This is a genomic window from Shewanella baltica (assembly GCF_900456975.1).
GTDB lineage: Bacteria > Pseudomonadota > Gammaproteobacteria > Enterobacterales > Shewanellaceae > Shewanella > Shewanella baltica.
In genome coordinates this window covers 3,871,663-3,893,373 of record NZ_UGYM01000002.1, presented here as the reverse complement: position 1 = coordinate 3,893,373, position 21,711 = coordinate 3,871,663, and the positions used below count along the sequence as shown (strand labels likewise).

At 48.0% G+C, this 21,711-nt stretch carries 18 protein-coding genes; 5 read left to right on the top strand and 13 right to left on the bottom strand.

The window, feature by feature from the left end:
- Positions 1–175 precede the first annotated feature (175 nt).
- From DYH48_RS17350 to DYH48_RS23735, 3 genes are all read right to left on the bottom strand, one after another.
- On the bottom strand, positions 176–526 hold the full coding sequence (locus DYH48_RS17350) for a hypothetical protein (protein ID WP_115335462.1): 351 nt from the start codon (positions 524–526) through the stop codon (positions 176–178).
- Positions 527–752: 226 nt separating this feature from the next.
- A complete protein-coding gene (locus DYH48_RS17345; RefSeq protein WP_115335461.1) occupies positions 753–1,829 on the bottom strand; it encodes an Lcl C-terminal domain-containing protein in 1,077 nt (358 codons plus the stop codon).
- A gap of 52 nt (positions 1,830–1,881) precedes the next feature.
- On the bottom strand, positions 1,882–3,183 hold the full coding sequence (locus tag DYH48_RS23735) for a DUF2628 domain-containing protein (protein WP_172481207.1): 1,302 nt from the start codon (positions 3,181–3,183) through the stop codon (positions 1,882–1,884).
- A gap of 167 nt (positions 3,184–3,350) precedes the next feature.
- On the opposite strand from DYH48_RS23735, the gene DYH48_RS17335 reads away from it, so the two are divergent.
- A complete protein-coding gene (locus DYH48_RS17335; RefSeq protein ID WP_115335460.1) occupies positions 3,351–3,578 on the top strand; it encodes a helix-turn-helix domain-containing protein in 228 nt (75 codons plus the stop codon).
- 14 nt (positions 3,579–3,592) lie between these two features.
- On the opposite strand, the gene DYH48_RS17330 is transcribed toward DYH48_RS17335, so the two are convergent.
- The 4 genes from DYH48_RS17330 to modA form a co-directional block, all read right to left on the bottom strand.
- Positions 3,593–4,876 (bottom strand): tyrosine-type recombinase/integrase, encoded by a 1,284-nt coding sequence (locus DYH48_RS17330; protein WP_063883991.1) that lies wholly within the window; start codon positions 4,874–4,876, stop codon positions 3,593–3,595.
- Positions 4,877–5,132: 256 nt separating this feature from the next.
- On the bottom strand, positions 5,133–6,218 hold the full coding sequence (gene modC, locus DYH48_RS17325) for a molybdenum ABC transporter ATP-binding protein ModC (RefSeq protein WP_115335459.1): 1,086 nt from the start codon (positions 6,216–6,218) through the stop codon (positions 5,133–5,135).
- Complete coding sequence (modB, locus tag DYH48_RS17320; protein ID WP_115335458.1) at positions 6,212–6,925, bottom strand: molybdate ABC transporter permease subunit; 714 nt, start codon at positions 6,923–6,925, stop codon at positions 6,212–6,214. Before modB ends, modC begins: the two co-directional genes overlap by 7 nt.
- Positions 6,921–7,712, bottom strand: a complete 792-nt coding sequence (modA, locus tag DYH48_RS17315; RefSeq protein WP_115335457.1) for a molybdate ABC transporter substrate-binding protein — start codon at positions 7,710–7,712, stop codon at positions 6,921–6,923. The genes modB and modA overlap by 5 nt, the downstream gene beginning before the upstream one ends.
- A 205-nt stretch (positions 7,713–7,917) precedes the next feature.
- Here modA and DYH48_RS17310 point away from each other — a divergent pair, with 205 nt between their 5' ends.
- The 4 genes from DYH48_RS17310 (at position 7,918) to DYH48_RS17295 (ending at position 13,833) form a co-directional block, all read left to right on the top strand.
- Complete coding sequence (locus tag DYH48_RS17310) at positions 7,918–8,697, top strand: TOBE domain-containing protein (protein WP_115335456.1); 780 nt, start codon at positions 7,918–7,920, stop codon at positions 8,695–8,697.
- A 438-nt stretch (positions 8,698–9,135) separates the two neighbouring features.
- Positions 9,136–10,368: an efflux RND transporter periplasmic adaptor subunit gene (locus DYH48_RS17305; RefSeq protein WP_115335455.1), complete on the top strand. Its 1,233-nt coding sequence runs from the start codon at positions 9,136–9,138 to the stop codon at positions 10,366–10,368.
- A 2-nt stretch (positions 10,369–10,370) separates the two neighbouring features.
- Positions 10,371–12,374, top strand: a complete 2,004-nt coding sequence (locus DYH48_RS17300; protein ID WP_115335454.1) for a MacB family efflux pump subunit — start codon at positions 10,371–10,373, stop codon at positions 12,372–12,374.
- Between the two features lie 7 nt (positions 12,375–12,381).
- Positions 12,382–13,833 (top strand): efflux transporter outer membrane subunit, encoded by a 1,452-nt coding sequence (locus tag DYH48_RS17295; RefSeq protein WP_115335453.1) that lies wholly within the window; start codon positions 12,382–12,384, stop codon positions 13,831–13,833.
- 141 nt (positions 13,834–13,974) lie between these two features.
- Here the strand turns inward: DYH48_RS17295 and DYH48_RS17290 are convergent, their stop codons facing one another.
- The 6 genes from DYH48_RS17290 to gshB all read right to left on the bottom strand — a co-directional run bounded on the left by DYH48_RS17290 (position 13,975) and on the right by gshB (position 21,695).
- On the bottom strand, positions 13,975–15,117 hold the full coding sequence (locus tag DYH48_RS17290; RefSeq protein ID WP_006083005.1) for a site-2 protease family protein: 1,143 nt from the start codon (positions 15,115–15,117) through the stop codon (positions 13,975–13,977).
- 224 nt (positions 15,118–15,341) lie between these two features.
- Positions 15,342–15,719, bottom strand: a complete 378-nt coding sequence (locus DYH48_RS17280; protein WP_006083004.1) for a DUF4144 family protein — start codon at positions 15,717–15,719, stop codon at positions 15,342–15,344.
- A 229-nt stretch (positions 15,720–15,948) separates the two neighbouring features.
- A complete protein-coding gene (locus tag DYH48_RS17275) occupies positions 15,949–17,637 on the bottom strand; it encodes a flagellar assembly protein A (RefSeq protein WP_006083003.1) in 1,689 nt (562 codons plus the stop codon).
- Positions 17,638–18,119: 482 nt separating this feature from the next.
- Complete coding sequence (locus tag DYH48_RS17270; protein ID WP_115335452.1) at positions 18,120–19,163, bottom strand: methyltransferase; 1,044 nt, start codon at positions 19,161–19,163, stop codon at positions 18,120–18,122.
- Positions 19,164–19,347: 184 nt separating this feature from the next.
- Positions 19,348–20,667: an alkaline phosphatase gene (locus tag DYH48_RS17265; RefSeq protein WP_115335451.1), complete on the bottom strand. Its 1,320-nt coding sequence runs from the start codon at positions 20,665–20,667 to the stop codon at positions 19,348–19,350.
- Positions 20,668–20,741: 74 nt separating this feature from the next.
- Complete coding sequence (gene gshB / locus DYH48_RS17260; RefSeq protein WP_063884004.1) at positions 20,742–21,695, bottom strand: glutathione synthase; 954 nt, start codon at positions 21,693–21,695, stop codon at positions 20,742–20,744.
- Positions 21,696–21,711: the final 16 nt, after the last annotated feature.

Sequence of the window (21,711 nt, the reverse complement as noted above, 5' to 3'; positions counted from 1 at the left end):
CGAATGAGTGGCCAGTTTTCATCGGAACACTGGCCAATCTGTTTCGGAATCGTGGTGGCGTTAGGTCGGAATATACAGGTGTATATTCCGTCTTTTTTGACCAGCTTTCCGATTTTGTTTGGCCAGCAGTGTCAAAACAATCTGGCCAGCTTTCCGTGTATGATTGGCCACTTGGTTAGTGCCTTATGCTCACTTGTTGATGTTTGGCTAGGTGCTTGTTCATCGTTGCGATGAGCCAATTCAGCCCCAACTTAGTTTCTGGTAGCACGCAATGGGGATCATTGAAGGCCTGCGCTAACTCTTGGTTTATCAGTTGAGTATCCCCTTGTAATTTCCAATACAAAAAGAGCTGTTGGCTTTTAAGACTGCCGACAATACCTAAATCTTCTGAGGCTAGTAGAAAATTCAGCATGGCTTGCGCATAGCGAAAGGTCTGCTCAAACCCTCCTAACCATAGATCCAAATGGCATTGTGATAAGCGTGAGTCTTCGACAATCACTTGCTCAATGTACGTCCACAACAACATGTGTAGAGTGGCACACTAAATTTCGCTATTTAGTAAGAAATTTATATTTACTCATGACAATTTAAGAGCTCTACAAATTCAAAGCTGTTAAGTGATACTTTGTTCTGAGTTCAGTTTGAGATGACAGGATTAGGCAAAGGTATTCATTTCAACGGTAATCTTTAGACTAGAAGCGGTAGGCATTCGCTCTTTATCTGCAATGCCTACCTCATTTGCTTCTGTTTTTTTACTTGGTTCTTACCATCCTGACATGTAGATAAAGGACTGGTCCATTCCAGCGGCCATGACCATCATAGAATTGGATAAGCCACTTGCCGCCAAACTGGCTATTATCGCTGGCAGTTGAAGTCCAATAGCCAGCATAGTCAGGTGTCTGCGGAAATGCTGCTCGCGCTAATGTCGGGCTTTTATAGTTACCTTCACACACATTATCGTTTGGTTTCCAATAACTTGGTTTACCTGATGAACAATAAATCAGTGAACTTAATTCCTCTTTTGTGGGTAAGCGCCAGTCGGTGTGGTTACCATCAGAGATAGACATTCCCATTGCATATGGCCAGATAAAAGTAGTAGGACTGCCTTTACAGCTACCGTCTTGCCAAGTCTGTCCTACGCTACAGCGCATCCACATCAGCTTGGTTTGCGTGTCGGTGATGGTGCCATTGCCGTTATCAATATACCGCTCTGCAAGTGTACCATCGCCAATTTTGGTAAACGTGGCATTGATTTGGCAATCTGATGTCACTGTTCCTGTGGTGTACTCATTGTTATTGAGCGTGCCATTACAGCCTGTGACGGATTCAATTTGATAGCCGATGTCCGTTGAGACGTTAAAGCTGGCGTGGGTGTTGTAACTGACATCAATACTCTCGGGACTGATTTTGCCTCCGGTTGTTGCTTGCGTGGTGATTTTGTACGTGCTGAGTTTGAAAGATACGGTGACTGCACACTGGGCATTTATGACCGCTGTTGTATAGCTGTTTTGGGTTAATGCGCCACTGCAACCACTGATATCATCGATTTGATAGCCGGTATCGGGTGTTACTGTGAAGGTAGTTGCATGACCGGATTCAACCATGTTGATTGCTGGGCTGATTTTTCCGCCAAGGCTTGCCGTTGCTGGAATGCTGTAGACCGTTGGGGTGACTTGTCCGTTGTCATCGCTGCTGTCACCTTCCGAGCCGCCACAGCCAGCGAGTAATGTTGCTGCGACTATGCTCAAAAGCAGTGTATTTGCCTTTGATGGCGGTGTCTTTATTGACGTTATGGCGAGTTTGATGCTTGCGTGAATGCACTTATTCATAGGTGTTCCCTGTTATGTTGTCCTGATTAAAGCAGGCTGTTGGTCGTGATGATTACTTCGTTACTTGATTGAGGAGGATGTTTTCTGGTGTGAATATTTCGCCGATAGCCTTGTTGAGTGAGTTACTGTAGATGTCATCTAGGGCATTGTTGGCGGTGATATACGGGGTGTGCTCTTTACCTTCTCCCAATGACAGTTGCCACTTTGCAGTATTCACTTCAAAGGTATCGTCGAGATTGATGAGAAACTGAATCGTCAATGATGCGCGTGTGACCTGAGAGATAAAGGCTTCATCGACTTTTCCAGTTACCGCTTCAGAGGCTTGTTGACCCACTTGCTTAAAGTGTTTCAGCTTCATATTGCAGGTATACATAACCGTGGTAATGCCATTGCTGGCTTCTTGCTCTACCCAAGCCGTGCTGGCGCAAGGCGACCATTTATCAAACGCCTGACCTATGTTGGTTTGCTTGTAGTCTTCGAGGACACCCTCTTTTACATAGATAATATTTAATGGTTCACCGAAACGAATGCCGAGAATGATTAAGACGATAAGGAACGCGACAAACGTAACAACCGCGGAGGCTATGATACCTAACCAGCCCGTCATCCACTTTGGCATCCAAGGCCATATAGTTTCACCGAGCTTGTAATAGCGGTAATAGTCATAATTAGCCGTAAGACCAAAGACAATAGAATTGATGATAAAAGGAAGCTTGCTCAGGTTCTTGTCAGTAATGAGTGATGCAACTGCTATGATTATCAGGTTCAGCAGCATTAGCATGAGAAACAGATAAATGCCTTTCTTCCACATGCCCTTAGCGAAGTAGTACCCCGAGCCAAACACAAATGCGAGTGCATTCATGTTAACCACATTCTGCCCCTTTAATTGCTCCTTTTTAGGCCTTGAGGTATGTGCAGGACTTTTTGCTGAAGCAAAATAGCCCAACTTGTCAGCTTGTCTTAGGTCAAATTCAGCAAACACCTTTTGCCAGCCTTGGCTTAAATCATCATAGGATTTCACTGTAGGCTTGGTGGCCGTAGACGGCTTAGCTTCAATCGATGGCTTCGCTACTTGTTTTGGTGTAACAGGTGCGGTGGCTACAGGGGCTGACGTTACGGCTTGAGTTGCTACGGGCTTGATGTGGGTAATGATACCCACACCGTTCAACTTGGCTTTTAGTGCGTTAGCTTCACTTTCGCTCAGAGCTTTCTTAATGCATATCGGATTACCTGAGAACAACAGATGTGCTTTTTCCTCGGGGACTTTTAGAAACTTTGCCAGTGCCTGACTCAACTTATGGCGGTCTTTTCCTTCTGCTATCTCACCTTTAAAAATGACGTTGTAGGAGTTCATTACCTTTCCTTGTAATACGGGTTGAGCTATAGGCTTTACTAGGTCAAGTAGACCTATGTTTGCTCAAGGGTTTAAATGAGGATTATACGCACTAAATGCGGATTATAATCCGTGGTTAGTTGGTAAGCAAATTCCCATAGTGGTTGCCTTGTGACGAAGGAGACACTATGAAAACATTAGCGACTGAATTTGGTCATGCGATGCGCAAAATGAGAAAGCTCAGAGGCTTATCTCAAGATGAATTGGCGTTACGTGCAGAGATTGACCGCAGTTATATCGGCCGTATAGAACGAGCGGAGGCGAACATTACGCTCGATATGTTGTACAAGATTGCAGAGGTGCTCGACTGTGAGCCACATGAGTTGCTACCGAGTCGAACATCACTAAAAGGTTAGGCATTGTCTAAGGCTTAAATACAGCCACGCTGTTTGTAGCTGACTTGCCACTCTTTAAACAGCTCAGTCAATCTCGCTTCATTTTGCTTAACGCCAGACGTTCTTTTGGTTTTTACTTTGGACTTGGCTTTGCCTAGGTCAACACCCGACAGTTCTTTACTGTACATTTTCGGCGTCACGTGGCTGTAGTGCTGTTCAATCATGGCAATGCTAGTGCCACATTGTTTAGCCAACACTTCCATGCTGACGTTGCCTGACATCAGTTGCCACGTAATGTAGGTATGGCGTAATGAGTAAAGTGTTCTAACGCCATGGGGGGATGACTTTAAACCTGCTTCGGATATGGCTTTTTCAAAGGCTTTACCGAGTTCGTTGGTGATTGAACCATCTGCCAAGCGAAACAGTTTGTCTGAGGGCTTTCTGTTTGGGAAGCGCTCTCGTAACTCTTGAACGCTGGAGAAGATTTCATCTCGGCAAACCACTTCTCTGGTGCCAGTGTGCTTGACTGTTTTCCCCTTGGTCACAGTGATATAGAAGATAATGTTGTGCTCATTGGTATCGATGTGGATGTCACCCCAAGTCAGGCTTTCCATTTCCGTTCCTGGTCGAATACCCGTATTCACCGCAAACTCGATATAGTCCATCAGTAACTCACGAATTTGGCGGGTTTTCTCCTTACGGCTGTTTTGCTTAAGCTGGTATACGGTATCGAATGCTTTGTTGTATTCCTCGGGTGAAAAATGTGCTCGACGCTGTGACTCTGCCCCTTTGGTCGATAAAGAGGGCACTTGAGCCGCTAACATCCATTTATGGTCAACCGCTTCTTTAAACACTAGTTGCATAGCGGCATTGTGGTTTAACAGTGTCGATTTGGCTGGGACTCTATCAAATTGTTCAATACGCCATTTATCAAATTCACGCAGCTTCTCACTATCAATCGAGGTAATGTAAGTGCGGTCGAAAAAGGGGATATGGTACTTACGCAATACCTGAATATAGGTCTTGTAGTTAAGTGGGGCTGTCTCGTTATCGAGCGCTTCTTCCATAGCGCTAATGGCTTTTTCAGCCACATCACGAAAGCGTTTGGAACTCACCAGCAGATTACGGTCGGCCATGAACTGGAATTCCATTTGAATCCGATAGGCCATGCCAATGGCTTTCTCTTTTTCTTTCTGCTTGGTGGCTCTGGCGTGCCACTTACCCGCGACTTTAGTGCGAGCATACCAACGTTCGCTATTGTCTTGCAGGTAGATGTATAATTCGTCGGAAATATCGTGTCGTTCGACCTGTTTGCTCATAGTCAGTTTCTAATGTTGGTTTGCAAAGAATTTGCAAAGTGGTGCATTAGTTAAATCTAATGCAGATAGGTGCATGAAAAATAATAACAAAAAAAGTCAGATTTAGTAATAAATTTGACGCGCTTTATTCAAAATCCCGCGCCCTTAAAAGCGTGCCAGTTCGAGTCTGGCCACTGGTACCAAATCCTTCTTAATGAAGGAACTAAACCGACCTAGCGTCGGTTTTTTTGTACCTGAAATTTGGCAGTAGGTCGATTTAGTGGGATTCGGCGATATCCATTTGCGTCATAGTCACACCTTTGATTTGTGCATAAATCGCTTTGCCATGGGTGAGTTGCAGTTCATCGCAGGCCCAAGGGGTGATGTTGGCCCAAAGTTCATCGCGGCCTAGGGCGATTTTTAATTGGATTTGCTCACCATTATCGCTGGGGTATAAGTCTTTAATTTCTCCCTTCAATAGATTACGGATACTCGACCCTTTGGGGATTTCGGTGCAAACCGAGACATGGTTTGCCTGAATACGCACTTTGAGTTTCTTTGTCGTTTCAGCTAGATAACCGCTTACCCATAGATGGTTACCATCAGCCATCACGAGTCGCGTCATGGGGTAGTCGGGATGTCTGTCGGCAACCTTAGCACTGAGGAGTGAGCTGAGTTCCTGCAATGGCACCCAAGGGCGCATTTGCTCGCTATTCCACACTTCACTTAAGGCGCCTTGGGCGATCAATTTCCCCTGATGCAGCACCAGCATATAATCCGCCAGTTGTAAGATCTCATCTAGGCTGTGGCTCACATACACAATCGGCAGTTTTAGTTCCTGCGATAAGGTTTGCAGGTAGGGCAGTAACTCGCGTTTACGGGGTAAATCGAGTGACGCCAGCGGTTCATCCATCAACAGCATGTCGGGCGATGTCAGCAGAGCACGGCCAATGGCAACCCGTTGTTTTTCACCGCCCGATAGTGTGCAGGGATAACGACTGAGCAGTTTATCAATTCCCAGTAACCGCACAATTTTATCGAATAATACTGGGTTGGCTTTACGCACACCATAGTTGAGATTGCCCTTCACGCTATAGTGTGGAAACAGCCGTGCCTCTTGAAATACATAGCCAATATGGCGCTTTTCTGGGGGAAGGTTCACTTTGCCTTGCTGGTAAAGCAGTTTGTCACCGAGGCGGATTTCACCGCTATCTGGGGTCGAAAGCCCGCCGAGCAGGTTCACGAGCGAGGTTTTACCCGCACCCGAGCGGCCAAAAACGGCGGTCACGCCTTGCAATGGCAATTGGGTATCGACTTTTAGTTGCAGTTGTCCGAGCCGTTTTTCAATATTAATCCTTAGCATACGCTTGCTGTCCTCTGCAGGGCTTTTTTACTCAGCCATTGGGAAGCGAGTAAAGACGCGAGCGCGATCACTATCGAGATAATGCACAGGCGCATGGCCTGATATTCGGCCCCTGGGGTTTCAATAAAAGAGTACATGGCGAGCGGAATTGTACGAGTTTCACCGGGAATATTAGAAACGAAGGTAATGGTCGAGCCAAATTCTCCTAGGCTGCGGGCAAAGGCGATAATCATGCCCGACACTATCCCTGGAGAGGTAAGCGGCAGTGTGATGGTGAGAAATACCCGCCATCGACTGCTACCTAACGTGCGTGCGGCCTGCTCGAGTCGAATATCAACGGTTTCAAAGGATTGGCGTATGGCTCTGACCATCAGCGGGAAAGATACTATCGCCGCCGCGAGGGCCGCACCGCGCCAACTAAAGCTAAAACTGATGCCAAACCAATTATATAACCACTGGCCGATAAAACCTTGGCGGCCCATGCTGATCAGCAGGAGGTAACCCACTACCACGGGCGGTAACACCAGTGGTAGATGGAGCACACTGTCGAATATAGCCTTGCCAGGAAACTCGACTCTTGCCAGCACCCAAGCACATAAAATGCCCAAGGGTAAACTGGCGATAACGGCAACGGATGACACCTTTAAGCTGAGCAGCAGTGCGGCAATTTCATAGTCGCTTAGTAGAGAACCACTCAGCACCTTAATTCACTCCAAAGCCATATTTCTCAAACACATTTTTTGCGCTTGGGCCTTGCAGATACTCATTGAACGCTTTGGCGCTTGCCGTCGATTCTTGTTTAACTAAGGCGATAGGGTATTCAATTGGGCTGTAGCTCGTCTCTGGGAAGGTGGCCACGATTTTGATCTTCTGGGCGACTTTCGCATCGGTTGAATACACTATGCCTAGCGGCGCTTCGCCCTGTTCAACTAAGGCGAGGGCGGCGCGGACATTGTTAGCGCGGGCGAGTAATGGTTCAGCAACTTGCCACAGCTTGAGATTTTCGAGGGCTTGCTTGGCATATTGTCCTGCGGGCACATGATCAGGATCGCCAACGGCCATACGGCTGCCTTTTAATGCGGTTTTGATATCCCAATCGCCATTGAGCACCACCTCTGTGATGGGGCTATTTTTCTCGGCAATCAAGACTAAGGTGTTTTTTAGCAAGGTTTTACGGCTGTTAACATCGACCGCTTTGGCCTCGACCAGATAATCCATCCACTTTTGATTGGCCGAGACAAACAGATCGGCGGGCGCACCATTGGCCACTTGTTTTGCCAGTGTTGAAGAAGAGGCGAAGGAAAAGACCACCTTAGTATTGTGCTCTTTTTCATATTGCTGGCCGATTTCGTTAAGTGCATTGGTGAGTGATGCCGCAGCAAAAACAGTCACTTGCTCATTGTCTGCCGCAAAACTTGGGCTAGATGTCAGTGCCATTGTGAATAATGAAGCCGTGGTAAAAAGTAGCAATTGCTTAAGGTGAGTGAATTTCATTCTGTTCCTCCGTGATAAAAAGTGATCGTTATATACCAATCTATACATCGATCATTCAAGCCCTAAGCAATCAATTAGTGATCTGTGTGCGGTTTCTTGCGGATTAATGGCATTAATCCGCTGAAATATCTCGGCAATCTTATTGGTATCCTCAAGGTGATGAAGGACAATAGGGCTCAAGTCAGAGTTGGGTGCGGGATAAACGATGGATTTACATGCATTACTTACGCTTTCCCTCGGGGATAAGCCCTTCGCCAATCCTAGGCGGATAAGCCTGCTCGAGCAAGTCGCCAACACAGGCTCGATAAGCCAAGGCGCCAAGCTTGCGGGGATCAGTTATAAAGCGGCGTGGGACGCAATCAATGAGATGAACACCGCCATGCCAGAACCCGTAGTGTGCAGCGAAAAGGGCGGCAAAGGTGGTGGTGGCGCTAAACTCACCGAATTTGGCGAGCGGTTGCTCAAGGTGTATTCCATCACCTCCCAAGTACAAGAAATGGCCTTGGCCGCCTTGCTCGATGAGTCCGTCGACATGCACAGTTTATTAGATGTGATGGCGCATTTCTCCCTCAATACTAGCGCCCGCAATCAGTTAACGGGTCGTATCAATTGCATTGATTCATTTGGATTAAATGACGAAATCAGCGTGACCTTAGCGGGCGGGCAACAGATTCAGATTTCAGTGACCCATTCGAGCCGCGAACGCTTGCAGTTAGCCATGGATAAATCCGTATTGTTACTGTTTAAAGCCCCCGCGGTACTGGCGACGACTCATGCCTGCGAAGTGGATGGGCAAAATTGCCTCAGCGGCCGTTTGCTGAGCGTGACTGAACTTGGCGACAAGGCCGAATTAGCCATAGATATTGATGGTAAAGACATCATCTATTCAGTGATACCACTCACCCAAATGCAGAGTTTGGCTGTCGGCGAATCATGTTTCGCCTGTTTTGATGCCACGCAGGTGATCCTCGCCAGCATGAATTAGTCGAATTGAATGATTAATTCGATTAATCATTGGGTTATTCACTGGGGATGGCCTGTGACTTGGTGTTATTGTTTTCGCAATGGGTTGGTGGGGAATCTAATGGTTTCTTTCGTTTGCAAACACGACGTTGATTTTTATTGAAAAATAATTAAGCGAAGAATATCGAGTATTGCTTAAATTATACGACTGTAAAATATAGACCCCGACAATTTACCACCTAACGATTTGGTCTCGCACTAAATCGGCATCGCTGCCTAAGCACTACTCAGCCGTACTTGGCATGCAAATTTCTACACAGATATTTGCAAATCTTTACCTGTTAACGACACTTCCTTCGTCTACTGTCTTTGGCTAACTCTATATACTGTTGGAACAATTTCAGTTCCTTAGCAAGATGAATGCTTGCTGTCTTTAGCATTGATGGACACGACAATACCGATGAAAAAATCCTCAAAGCGTAAATTGCTGCTCGCGTTAAGCGGCTTAATACTCCTGGGTGGTGGTGCTTATTTTATGTGGCATAAGCCTGAAACGGCACCTACCTATGTGACTGAAGCGGTGCGCCGTGGCGATATCGAAAACTCAGTGCTGGCCAATGGCATGTTGCAGGCATCCAAACTGGTGAGTGTAGGTGCGCAGGTATCGGGGCAAATCTTAAGTTTGCCGCTGGCACTGGGTGATGAAGTAAAGAAAGGCGATTTGATTGCTCAAATTGATAGCCTAGCGCAGCAGAATAATTTGAAGGATGCCCTCGCATCACTCAAAAGTATCAATGCTCAGTTCCGTGCTAAACAGGCGCAGATCCGCCAAGCTAAATTGGAATTTAGCCGCCAGCAGCAAATGCTTGCCGATAAGGCCAGTTCTCGCGCCGATTATGAAGTGGCCGATGCTAATCTAACGGTTTATCAAGCCGAGCTTGAGCAATTAGAAGCGCAAAAACAACAGGCTGAGATTAACGTCGACAGTGCCAGAATCGATTTAGGTTATACCAAAATTATTGCGCCTATGGATGGCACTGTGGTGTATTCCGCGGTGGAAGTGGGACAAACCGTTAACGCTAATCAAACGACGCCGACAATCGTGGAAATGGCGCAGCTCGATACCATGACAGTTAAAGCGCAGATTTCAGAAGCCGATGTCGTCAATGTCCATCCGGGTCAAGCCGTATATTTCACGGTTCTTGGCAAACCAAATCATCCCTACCGTGGCATCTTAAGGGCGATTGAACCTGGACCGATTTCGATGGATGGCGACGATAGTAATATGAGCTCTAGCGACTCAGACGCCATTTATTACCATGGGTTATTTGATGTTGAAAATCCAGACCGCACCTTGCGTATCGGGATGACGGCGCAGGTGTCCATAGTGTTAGCTAAGGCCGATGATGCGCTATTAGTGCCTGCGCAGATATTGCGTATAAAGCCGAGGGAGAAATCCGCGGCGCCAGAGGCGAAGTCTGGCGAGCGTAAAGCCCGCAGTGGCCCGCAATATCAAGTGCCTGTGTTAGTTGATAACCAAGTGCAATATGTGGATGTCGCGGTTGGGATCAACAACAAAATCAATGCTGAAATCACCACTGGTTTGAAGGAGGGCGATCAGGTCGTGCTTGGCATGCCGTCCGCCGATGATGGCAGCAGCAAATTCCGTCGTCCACCTAGCGTGAGGTTTTAACAGTGACAACGGCATTACTTGAAATTTCAGGTTGTTATCGCACTTTTCAGGCGGGTGAGCAGCAACTTACTGTGCTGAAAGATGTGAACCTGTCGATTGGCCGTGGCGAGATGGTGGCGATAGTGGGCGCCTCTGGCTCGGGTAAATCGACCCTAATGAACATTCTTGGTTGTTTAGATAAACCGTCAAAGGGCGCGTATTTTATCAATGGCCAAGATACCTCAACGATGGACGTGGATGAGTTAGCCCAGCTGCGCCGCGAGCACTTTGGTTTTATCTTTCAGCGTTATCATTTACTGGGCGATTTGACCGCCATAGGCAACGTCGAAGTGCCCGCCGTGTATGCGGGTAAAGAACGCACGGTGCGTAAAGACAGAGCCGAGCATTTGTTGACGCGTTTAGGCCTTGGCGACAGGCTTGACCATAAACCCAATCAGCTCAGTGGTGGTCAACAGCAGCGGGTCAGTGTGGCGCGCGCCTTGATGAATGGCGGCGATGTGATCCTTGCCGATGAGCCGACTGGTGCGCTGGATAGTCACAGTGGTGAAGAAATGATGCAGTTGTTGCAGGAGCTGCACAGCGACGGTCATACCATCATTATCGTGACCCACGATATGCACGTGGCCCAATATGCCGACCGCATTATCGAAATCAAAGACGGCGTGATCATCAGCGATGAGCGCAGTCAGGATAAACAGACTGCTAAGCCGCAAAGCTCAACGTTACAAAATACGGCGTCACAAAAGCCTAACGGCGCAGTACTAGCGAAAGACTGCTCGCGTGCGCGGGTGGCTTCTTGGGACAGATATGTCGAGGCGCTTAAAATGGCGCTGGTGGCGATGTCGACCCACAGGTTACGTACTTTCTTGACTATGCTCGGGATTATTATAGGTATCGCCTCTGTGGTTTCTGTGGTGGCCTTAGGTGAAGGCTCACAGCAGGCCATTCTCAAAAGTATCAGTTCGATGGGAACCAATACGATTGATATTCGCCCAGGTTCAGGTTTTGGCGATCGACGCTCGGCACGGGTGCGTACCTTAACGGCGACCGATGCCAATGCCCTTAAAAATCTGCCCTATGTCGATAGCGTGACCCCAAGTATTGGCTCTAGCGCGACGGTACGTTTTGGCAATAAAGCGGTATCGGCCTCGGTGAATGGGGTGGGGCCAGAGTTCTTTCGCGTGAGAGGTTACGAGTTAGCACAGGGGCAGTTTTGGGATGATGCCAGCGTTGCAACACTCGCCCAAGATGCGGTGATTGATGACAACACCCGTAAGGAGCTCTTTCCTAGCAGTGCTGGCGATAATAACTCGGCCATCGGCCAAGTGATTTTCCTCGGGGATTTACCCGTGCGCATCATAGGTGTGACGCAGCCAAAAGAAAGTGCCTTTGGTAACAGCGATGCGCTCAATGTGTGGGTGCCTTACACCACAGTTTCTGGCCGTATGATAGGTAAAAACTATTTGGATGGCATCACAGTGCGACTCGATGAAACTGTGCCGAGTAACGCGGCGGAGCAGGGCATTATCGCGCTACTTAAAATGCGCCACGGCACTCAAGATTTCTTCACCATCAATACCGATACCATTAGGCAGAACATCGAAAAAACCACAGCAACCATGACCTTATTGATCTCGGCGATCGCGGTGATTTCCCTTGTCGTTGGCGGAATTGGGGTGATGAACATTATGTTAGTGTCTGTGACTGAGCGGACCCGTGAAATCGGGGTGCGTATGGCAGTGGGCGCGCGTCAGAGTGACATTTTGCGCCAGTTCCTTATCGAAGCCATCTTAGTGTGTTTGTGTGGCGGTACCTTAGGCATCGCCTTGTCCTACTTAATTGGCGTGGTGTTTGCGCAAACGGGAGGCAGTTTCCAAATGATTTATTCCACCACCTCCATCGTTGCCGCCTTTGCCTGTTCGACCTTAATTGGTGTGCTATTTGGTTTCTTACCCGCCCGCAATGCGGCGCAGTTAGATCCCGTTGACGCATTAGCCAGAGAGTAATAACACCATGAATACAAAAATATTTAATCGACACTTTTCGCCTCGTAGCTGCGCGATTGCTGTGGGCATGGCTTTGGGAATCACCTTGCTGAGTGGCTGTGGCAGTTTTATGCGTTCAGACTTTGAACCGCCCGCATTGGCGATTCCTGAACAGTGGCAAAACACCACAGTGAACGAGCAAGTAAAGGTCGATCCTTGGTGGCAGCAGTTTCATCAGCCCGAGCTCGATAAGCTGGTTAGCCAAGTATTGAGTACCAACAATGACTTAACGCTGGCGACCTTAACCCTGCGTAAAGCGCGCTTGCAGGCAGGGCTAACGCGGGACGATCTGTATCCGCAATTATCGGCCAATCTTGGCGCTTCCCGTAATCAGCCACTCGATGGTGGCGATGCGACTAAGAGTTATCAAGCCAACTTGTCTGTCAGTTATGAGGTGGACTTGTGGGGCAAAGTGTCAGCCAATATCGACCAAGCCCAATGGGCGGCGCTGGCGAGCGCCGAAGATAGGGAAAGCACCACCCAAAGTCTAGTGGCGACCACAGCATCCTTGTACTGGCAGATAGGTTATTTAAATCAACGGGTTGATTTGAGCCAAAAGAGCATAGCGTACAGCAAGCAAACGTTGGCTTTAACCCAAAGGCAGTATGATTCTGGCGCCGTTACGCAAGTGAATGTGCTCGAAGCGCAGCGCAGCATGGCGGGACAAGAGGCGGCCCATAGTCAGCTTATCCAGCAATTAACTGTGGCTAAAAATGCCCTCGCGATATTACTCAATCAGGCACCAGCTGCTGATCCTGCGCAGAGTTTAGCCTCAGGGGAGACTTGGGTTGAGATTAAGCAACTCCCCGATGTGGCAGTGCCGGACGTTAGCGTGGGTGTACCCGCAGATTTGTTAGTCAGACGCCCTGATGTGAAGGCTTCCTTGTATCAACTGCGCTCCGCCTTGGCGAGTAAAGACGCCACCTATGCGAGTTATTTTCCCAGCCTGAGTTTAACCGGCGGTATTGGAGAGTCGACCTCAGAGTTAAAAGAGTTGTTACGTAATCCCGTTGGCAGTTTAGGCGCAGGGCTTGTCTTGCCCTTTTTGCAGTGGAATCAAATGCAAATCAATAACGACATTGCCGATATCGATTATCAAACTGCGGTGGTTAATTATCGCAAGACGCTCTATTCCGCCTTTGAAGATGTCGATAATGCGATTTCGGCAAAGCAGCAATATCGCTATCAAGGGGAGAAGTTGGCGCAGCAATTCAGTGCGGCGGCAGCCGTTGAAGCCATTTATGAGAGTCAGTACCGCAATGGCGCTATCGGTATTCAGAATTGGATTGATGCCCAAGAGAATCGTCGCAGCGCCGAGGCGGCTTTGCTCGAGAATCGTTACAACCAACTCACCGCCCAAGCGACGCTTTATCAAGCCCTTGGCGGCAGCGATATCGCCCCGCCTTTGGCAAAGGAATAACGCATTGTTGTAAAAGCATCGCAGCACTATAGAAAAACAAAAACCGCTATTAATAGCGGTTTTTCGTTTTTATATAACTCAGGCAAGCGCAAGCCTCTAAGTTGCTAGTGCCTTTGCGCTGTGTTTAGCCGTTAAGCAGAATTAGCTGCGCAATATTTGCAGCGGCAGACTGAGCATATCATCGCCGGTTCCGGCTAAGTGCCAGATGATGCCGACTAAAGCGCCAACTGTGAGCAAGTACCAAATCACCGAGAAGATTTGTCCGTATCTGTCTAACGGCAGCAGGTGGCTTTGATGGCGTGTGCGCCACTCGAAAATGATTTCTAAGCTACCGATCAACAGCAAGAATCCCAATAAGGCTAAGCCTAAGGTGTAGCTGATATACACACCGAAAGCGGCACCGGCGGCGCAGGCGACCAAGCCCATGATGCTGTTCATCGAAAAGCTGATGCTCTTTAAAATATGGCCGCCATCGAGTGGTAAAATTGGCAATAAATTAAATAGGTTAAGCAGCGCATTAAAGGCGGCAAGGCCAGCAAAAAACACATTGCCCGTGGCGTGGTAAGCAATCAAGGACGCGATGGACATCAGGAGTCCAAAGGTTGGCCCCATGATGGAAATCACCACATCTTGCCAACGCGTATTAATTTTTTCATCGGAGAGCGCGAGCCCACCCATAAAGGGAATAAGGTAAATTCCTTTGGTTTTCATCCCAAAATATTTCATCGCGCGGATATGGCCGTATTCGTGGAATACCAAGCAGGCGATGAGCGCGAGGGCGAATTGGAAGGAGAATAGCCAAGAATAAGCCGCAACGCTGGCGCCCGCTAATACCACTTTTATGACTTTGGCGCTTTTTAACAGTTTAAAACCAAGGGAGGCGAGTCCAACCATGCTCAGTTTTTGCTGCTTAACGATGGGCGTTTCAGGAGTTTGGCGTTCGATATCTTTTTCGGTGCGTCGGCCTTGGTCGATAATTTTGTCATCCTGCAGCAAGCAGTAATCGAGGCGGAAAGGCTGCCAAACGAGATCGGTTTCGAGGCGAACTTGAATTTTATTTTCTGTCATGGCGATGGCTTGCTCGCCACTTTCTGTCGCCAATGGACTGCTGTGGTGGGTGAGCTCAAAGACATGAACCTTGAGGCCGCCATTGTCGACGGAAGCTTCTTTTTGTGAGACTAAGGTGTTGTCCCAGAAGAGTTGTTGCCAGCCCGCGAGTGAGCCTTCTAAGCGCAGTTGTTTGCCTAAGCAGTCAATCTTAAGTAGTTCCAATTTCGGTTCCATCTGTTTGTATATTTAGTGCCAACTTAAACGTCATCCCTTGAGTCGACGCAGAAAATGGTCATTTTGAAGTGTATTTTAGCCGCGCTTTGCCAGTGGACTCGGCGCTGCTACACAGCGGCAAATTATGCCTGTGAATTTACTATGAGGATATTAGCTTTTAAGGTCATAGTGTTTTTTATTGAGCAACTGAGTTATTGGCAGATGGTATCTCAGCTGCTTGCCGTTTATTCATCGAGGGTGCGTACAATTTCAATCCCTTGGGAAATCGTTGTGAAAGCCAGCTTAGCGACGCAGCATTGCCCCAGTGCTTGGGCATGGTTTTGAACCCACTTGATAAATTCATTGAGCGGCAAATCTTGTTTCTGGCGCAGTAATTGCGGCAGTTCGCCGACGGGGTCTTCATGGATTTTCTGCGGACAGGCACTGATTAGATAACGCTGGCCTTTTGAGTCGAGTAATTGATCGGTATCGATAAAATGATGCTGATAGAGACAGGCGAGTTCGAGCCAATCCCTTTGGTGTTCTAGGTAAAGTAATTCGTCACTTTGAGTCAGTTTTACAATGGCTGGCCATTCAATACTCGACATCTTAACGCTAGTCATTTCAGATCCTTAGGAAGTTTAAAATGGGCTCTGAGACAGTCTCTGAGAACAATCGGCGGCAGTAGACAAGGATTAGGATTATACAAGAAGATACTTGGCATGCTGCTGCGTGAGTTTATCTGACAGCAGTATGCCACGCTGAGGGAAGATTGATAGAGGCCAGAACAAGTTCACTGACTCTGGCTGAATGAGGAAGGCGTGACGGCTGAGTCATCACTCCTAGCCAAGATTATGCGGTCGGTGCGGCTTTAGCTTTGGCGTTATAGTCAAAGTTAATCTCTTGACTGACATTGGCAATGCAGCAAGTGCCGTGTTCACGGGCGGTGCGATGATTCGCTGGACCTATATGTAACTCAACGTTAAGGAATACGTGTTTAAGCACTTCGATACGGTATTTCTCGTAATAGCCTTCGACCTCTTGTTTGAAGGTATCGAACTCGAGTTCTTCGCGGGTGCGTTCATCCATAATGCGATTCTTCTCATCGAGCATCATTTTGATTTGCTCGATCATCGCCGCGTCGCCTTGCCATTCTGATTTAGGCGGTAGCTTATTGAGGCGAGCCTCGATATCTAAACTGGCGACGACCATAGCTTTAACGCTTTCATCGAGCAGCTTGAGATCTTGCTTGAGTTCGGCATGTTCCATCGCGCAATAAACGTCGGTTTTGGTTCCCGCCGTTGCCCCTATGACAACCGCCGTGATGCCTTTCTCAGCACGCGCGACACCGCCCACCAGATCGCCACGACGACCACTCGGATCGCTGACCGTTAAACTGCCGGCGGTTTTGGTATGGCTGTGTAGCAACTGTTTAGTGACTAAGATATTGCCCTTGGCTACCAAATTGGAATATTGCACAAACTGGGCGCTGATCTGCCCTTGAGAATGGATATTGGTAGAGTATTCATTGGCTTTGATTTGTCTGCCAATGATGCCTTTACTTACTGTGACATCACCCTCCGCCTCTAGGGTAGCGGAGTCCACAAAGCCTATCACGGTAATATCGCCCGAGCTTTTAACTACCATGCCCTCGTGGACATCGCCGGTGATTAAAATACTGCCCTTAAAGCTGATATGACCTGTGCCGATGTCGACATCTTTAAGCTGCAAAATATCATCGACATTCATACCAGTACGGGTTTCGACGGGTTGCCCTGGTACTGTGGCGATGAGTTTATTGGGATCTTTGGGATGAAAATCTGTACCTGTACCTGCTTGAAGCACGGCATCTTTACCCGGTTTTTGTTTAAGCACTTCGCCCTTGATGTTGTAACCCGGCGTGCCTTCGGTGGCGGGGTGCTTAACCATTAAGAGATCATTGGCTTTGACGACGATAAGCGAGCCGAGATTACGCATATCGACACTGCCATCTTCCCGCTCTTGTGGCTGGAGTAAGCGTTCGCGTGCGAGGAACACTTTGCGTTCTAATACCGCATTGAGTCCATTGACTGGCGCTTTACCTTGGGCGATGTCACTTTGGCAGACTTCGCCCGCCTTGAGGGTACCGAGTTGTTTCAGTAGCGCTTGAATTTTGAGTTTGCTCAACCCCATGCAGACGTTGTTCTTTTTGAGATGGGTAAGGATCTCTGGCAAATCTATCTGTTTACCGCCCCATGCTGCGGTCAGTTTGAGGCTGGCTTGCATTTTATCGGGACTAATTTCGATTGCTATGGTGCCATCGCGGCGTTCAGCTAAAACAGCAAACAGCTCAAATTTTCCATCATCCTGATTATAAAGAGAGTTGATTTTAGCGACGGTTTTAGCAATGGCAGGCTCTAGCGGAAACAGGGAGGAAAATTCAGGTAAAGATAGCAGGCGCATGATGTCATCTTGGCTCACAGGTCCATGGACATTAGGAATTAGGCGTAACTCAGCTTTGGTTTTATCGCTGCTTAGCTCAAGGAGTTCAGGGTCCAGCATAGGGGCATTCCTAGTAATTGCGTTTTATTATTGTTTAAGAAGCTGATTTGAGTATAACAGTAGAAACTTAGGGTAAAGAAGCCTTTTTGGCTGCAAAAACAGCAAATGTTGGCATTTTGTTGTTAATGGTCTATGGGGTGGTTTTTAAATAGTTTTTTATAAGAAATTGAATGGGATAAGCAGTGTTATCTCTGGTTTATTCGTACTAATAGCAGTGTAAGCCGCAACTTAATGCTAACTTTCGATTTACCCATTATTTTGATGTTTTAAATCAAATCCCTATGCTAGGAACGGCAGTTTGATGTAAATGAAAGCCTGTTTACCGGAATCGCTGACATGCGGCAGATCACAATATTGAGTTTTGTAACGCGAGGAAAGATAAGCTTTATCTGAAAAAAACAGGGATAGTGATACGAGTGAGTATGAGGCGTAGTCAATAACGCGCCTATAGCTGAAGCCTAAGCGCGTTCTCGATAGCGGTTTTACTTGTGCTGGAAGTAATACAACTTGTACTTGTTGTTATCGGCAACCACTTTTAATTGGCCAAATTCGGCGGCAATGATATCTGAATAGGGCAAGTGGCGGTTGGCGACGATTTGCCAAATACCATTATGTTGTAATTGCTTGGCACTATCAGTGACAAAGTTCTGCGCTATGCTGGTGGTGCTTGCAAGACCATCGTGGAACGGCGGATTAGAGATAATGCCGTTAAATTTCCCTGTGGTTTGCGCGAGTCCATCGGAAGGATAGACTTTGGCCGTCATGCCATTGGCGGCTAAGGTTAGTTCGCAGGAAGCCAAGGCCATCGCATTAATATCGACACACTCTAAGGATAAGCTCGGCTGGGCCTTGAGCAGGGCTGCGGCAATCACGCCGGCGCCGCAACCAAAATCGAGCACTCTGCCCGAGAGTGTCGGCAGGTGTGACAGTAACAATTCAGTGCCCAGATCTAAGCGTTTTTCGCTAAACACCCCAACTAAGTTACAGATACTGATCTCGCCCTGTGGCGTAGTCAGTTGATACTGACTGACCCAGTCGCTGAGTTTCATCGCCGGCGCGCTGCCTTCTAAGCTGCTGCCAAATAACAGGCAGTGGCGAGCGTTATCGAGCTTCATCCCTGTCGCAAAATACTCAGGCAACAGCTTCACTAAAGACTTAATCCCGCCTTTGTTTTCTCCAACGACTAACAGTTGGCCGTTAGGCACAAGATGATTGGCGGCGAGGTTAAACAAATAAGGTGCTAAGGGTTTGGCTTTGGGGAAATAAACAATAACCGTATCGTACTTTTCTCGTTCAAGCGGATCTTGGTGCGGCAGGTCATGGCCGAAATAGCAACGCAACTTTGAGTTGGCGTGCGGCGCTAAGTGCAAGTAATGGTGGTAATCCAAGGCGAGTGCATCGACCGATGCCGCGACATCGAGCAGGACTTTTGGCAGTAGATCGGCTTCATGATTGAGCACTAACACCTTATGTTGGCTTAGGCTGTCTTGATTACGAATAATGACTTGCGATGGATTGGTTAACACAGTTACAGGCACCTATAAACTTAAGTGTGGGCATTATACCCGTTATTCACGCTTGAGCCAGTTTGCATCGAATCCCTACTCAAAGACCTAATAAAATCCCTAATAAAAAGACCCAATAAAAAAGGCAACTGCATTATGCAGTTGCCTTATGTGCTTGCCTTTAATGAACGGAATCGATTAACGCTTAGCTTTTAGGTTTCTTCGGTTTAGGTAATAAGCTGAAAATCTTATTGGCGATATCGGTATTATCTTGATGGCCGTTAAACAGCTCAGATGCCGGACCTGCGGCAAAAACTTGTACGTCTGTGCCTGTGTGACCGTCGGTTGTCCAACCTGTATCAGTACGTTTATCAATAAGATGGCGAATCGCCACCGCCATGGTTTCTAATCCCTGCATTCTGGCGACGTTTAGTTTGGCGACTTCTTCTTCGCTAAGTTCAAAGCCTAAACCGCGGGCGAGATCGGCTTGCCATTGCTCACCAGTGATGGCGGCTAAGGCCAAAGTGTCTGTGCTGACCGAGATATTACGCAGGATTTCAGGGTTCCAGCTGTAATTGCCATCGACGCCAATCGATAGACCACCGGTATTGTGGTCGGCGGTGATCACCATTAGGGTATCTGGATGTTCACGCACAAATTGCTCAACCACTTCAATGGCATTGGAGAACTCATCCATCTCACCCATGGCAGTGGCGATATCGTTATTGTGGCCCGCCCAGTCGATGAGACTCCCTTCGACTAACAGCACAAAACCTTGGTCATTTTGCGACAGTAAGCTGAGTGCCTTTTGAGTTAAGGTGCTGAGTTTTCTTGCATCTTTCTCATCAATCGCCCAAGGCAATTGTACTTCGGCAAACAGGCCCAACACTTTTGGTTGGGTGATGCTGGCGAGATCCTCAAAACGGCTAATGTGTTGATAGCCCTTGGCTTTGAACTGCTCTAACAGCGCTGGGGGGAAATACTTTTGACCACCGCCTAAAAATACATCGGCGTTGGTTTCTAAATAGCTGAGTGCCAGAGCGTCGTAGTTTTTACGGCTCTCGTTGTGGGCCAAAAAGGCGGCTGGCGTGGCGTGGTTGATTTGCGACGTTACCGCGACACCTGTGCTAAGGCCAAGGGATTTGGCTTTTTCGAGTATGGTCGGCAGTGGTTGCTTTTGGGTATCGACCGAAATCGCCCCATTATAGGATTTTACCCCAGTGGCGAGTGCGGTTGCCGCGGCGGCTGAGTCAGTCACATAACCACTGACGCTCGCGGGATATGTGCTCGCCATGCCCACCAGTAAACGGTCGAATACGGTTTGTTCGACTTCTTCAGTGTCAGGATTATCTTTGTAATAGCGGTAGGCGCTAGTGTAAGACGGCCCCATACCATCACCTATCATGATGACGATATTTTTCGGTCGCGATGGCGCTTTCGTTGGACCCGTTTCATCTGCCCAAACTGGCGTAGATAACAGCAAACTGATGCCGAGTAACAAGAGTGGCGCTTTGGTGAAACTCATATCACATCCCTAGAAGTGGTTCGGCGCTCGCGATGTGCTCGCGCCTTACAATCAACAAACTCGTTGGTAAATTCTTATGCTTTGGCGTTAATGCGTGCTTCGATAGCATCCATTAACATGCCCGTGATGTCGACATCGAATGCCGCTTGGATTTCACGGATACAGGTTGGGCTCGTCACATTGATCTCAGTCAGCTTGTCACCAATCACGTCCAGCCCGACAAAAATCAGTCCACGTTTTTTAAGCTCAGGGCCAATAGCGCGGGCAATCGCCCAATCGCTGTCGGATAAAGGCTGCGCCACACCGCTACCGCCAGCGGCTAAGTTGCCACGGGTTTCGCCTTTCATTGGGATACGTGCCAACGCGTAAGGTACAGGCTCGCCATCGACCACTAAAATGCGTTTATCGCCTTTAGTAATTTCAGGGATAAAGGCTTGCGCCATCGCATATTGTTGGCCATAGCTGGTCAAGGTCTCGATGATCACCCCAAGGTTAGGGTCATCCTGCTTCACGCGGAAAATCGAGGTGCCGCCCATGCCATCTAAAGGCTTGAGAATGATATCGCCCTTAGCTTGGTGGAAAGCGCGGATACGTTTGGCATCACGGGTCACGATAGTTTCTGGGGTGAATTCGCTAAACCATGCGGTGAACAGCTTTTCGTTAGCATCGCGTAGGCTTTGCGGCTTGTTGACGATCAACACGCCTTGTTCTTCGGCGCGCTCAAGCATGTAAGTGGCGTAGATGAACTCAGTATCGAATGGCGGGTCTTTACGCATTAAGATCACGTCGAGTTCGCTCATTGGCGTGTCTTGAGATTCACCTAGCTCATACCATTTACTCGCATCATTGATGACAGTTAACGGACGCATATTGGCCATCGCCACGCCGTTGACCATGGCAAGATCGGCCATTTCCATATAAAACAGCTGATAACCTCTGTCCTGCGCGGCCATTAACATGGCAAAACTGGAGTCTTTCTTAATGTTGATCTCACTGATGGGGTCCATCACTATGCCGAGTTTTATCATTAATCTGTTCCTTATT

Coding starts and splice junctions, on each gene's coding strand:
- DYH48_RS17265 (WP_115335451.1), bottom strand. CDS start 20,667: ATGAGTTTCACCAAAGCGCCACTCTTGTTACTCGGCATCAGTTTGCTG.
- DYH48_RS17290 (WP_006083005.1), bottom strand. CDS start 15,117: ATGGAACCGAAATTGGAACTACTTAAGATTGACTGCTTAGGCAAACAA.
- gshB (WP_063884004.1), bottom strand. CDS start 21,695: ATGATAAAACTCGGCATAGTGATGGACCCCATCAGTGAGATCAACATT.
- DYH48_RS17330 (WP_063883991.1), bottom strand. CDS start 4,876: ATGAGCAAACAGGTCGAACGACACGATATTTCCGACGAATTATACATC.
- DYH48_RS17280 (WP_006083004.1), bottom strand. CDS start 15,719: ATGACTAGCGTTAAGATGTCGAGTATTGAATGGCCAGCCATTGTAAAA.
- modA (WP_115335457.1), bottom strand. CDS start 7,712: ATGAAATTCACTCACCTTAAGCAATTGCTACTTTTTACCACGGCTTCA.
- DYH48_RS17275 (WP_006083003.1), bottom strand. CDS start 17,637: ATGCTGGACCCTGAACTCCTTGAGCTAAGCAGCGATAAAACCAAAGCT.
- modC (WP_115335459.1), bottom strand. CDS start 6,218: ATGCTAAGGATTAATATTGAAAAACGGCTCGGACAACTGCAACTAAAA.
- DYH48_RS17295 (WP_115335453.1), top strand. CDS start 12,382: ATGAATACAAAAATATTTAATCGACACTTTTCGCCTCGTAGCTGCGCG.
- DYH48_RS17310 (WP_115335456.1), top strand. CDS start 7,918: ATGGATTTACATGCATTACTTACGCTTTCCCTCGGGGATAAGCCCTTC.
- DYH48_RS17335 (WP_115335460.1), top strand. CDS start 3,351: ATGAAAACATTAGCGACTGAATTTGGTCATGCGATGCGCAAAATGAGA.
- DYH48_RS23735 (WP_172481207.1), bottom strand. CDS start 3,183: ATGAACTCCTACAACGTCATTTTTAAAGGTGAGATAGCAGAAGGAAAA.
- DYH48_RS17305 (WP_115335455.1), top strand. CDS start 9,136: ATGAAAAAATCCTCAAAGCGTAAATTGCTGCTCGCGTTAAGCGGCTTA.
- DYH48_RS17345 (WP_115335461.1), bottom strand. CDS start 1,829: ATGAATAAGTGCATTCACGCAAGCATCAAACTCGCCATAACGTCAATA.
- DYH48_RS17350 (WP_115335462.1), bottom strand. CDS start 526: ATGTTGTTGTGGACGTACATTGAGCAAGTGATTGTCGAAGACTCACGC.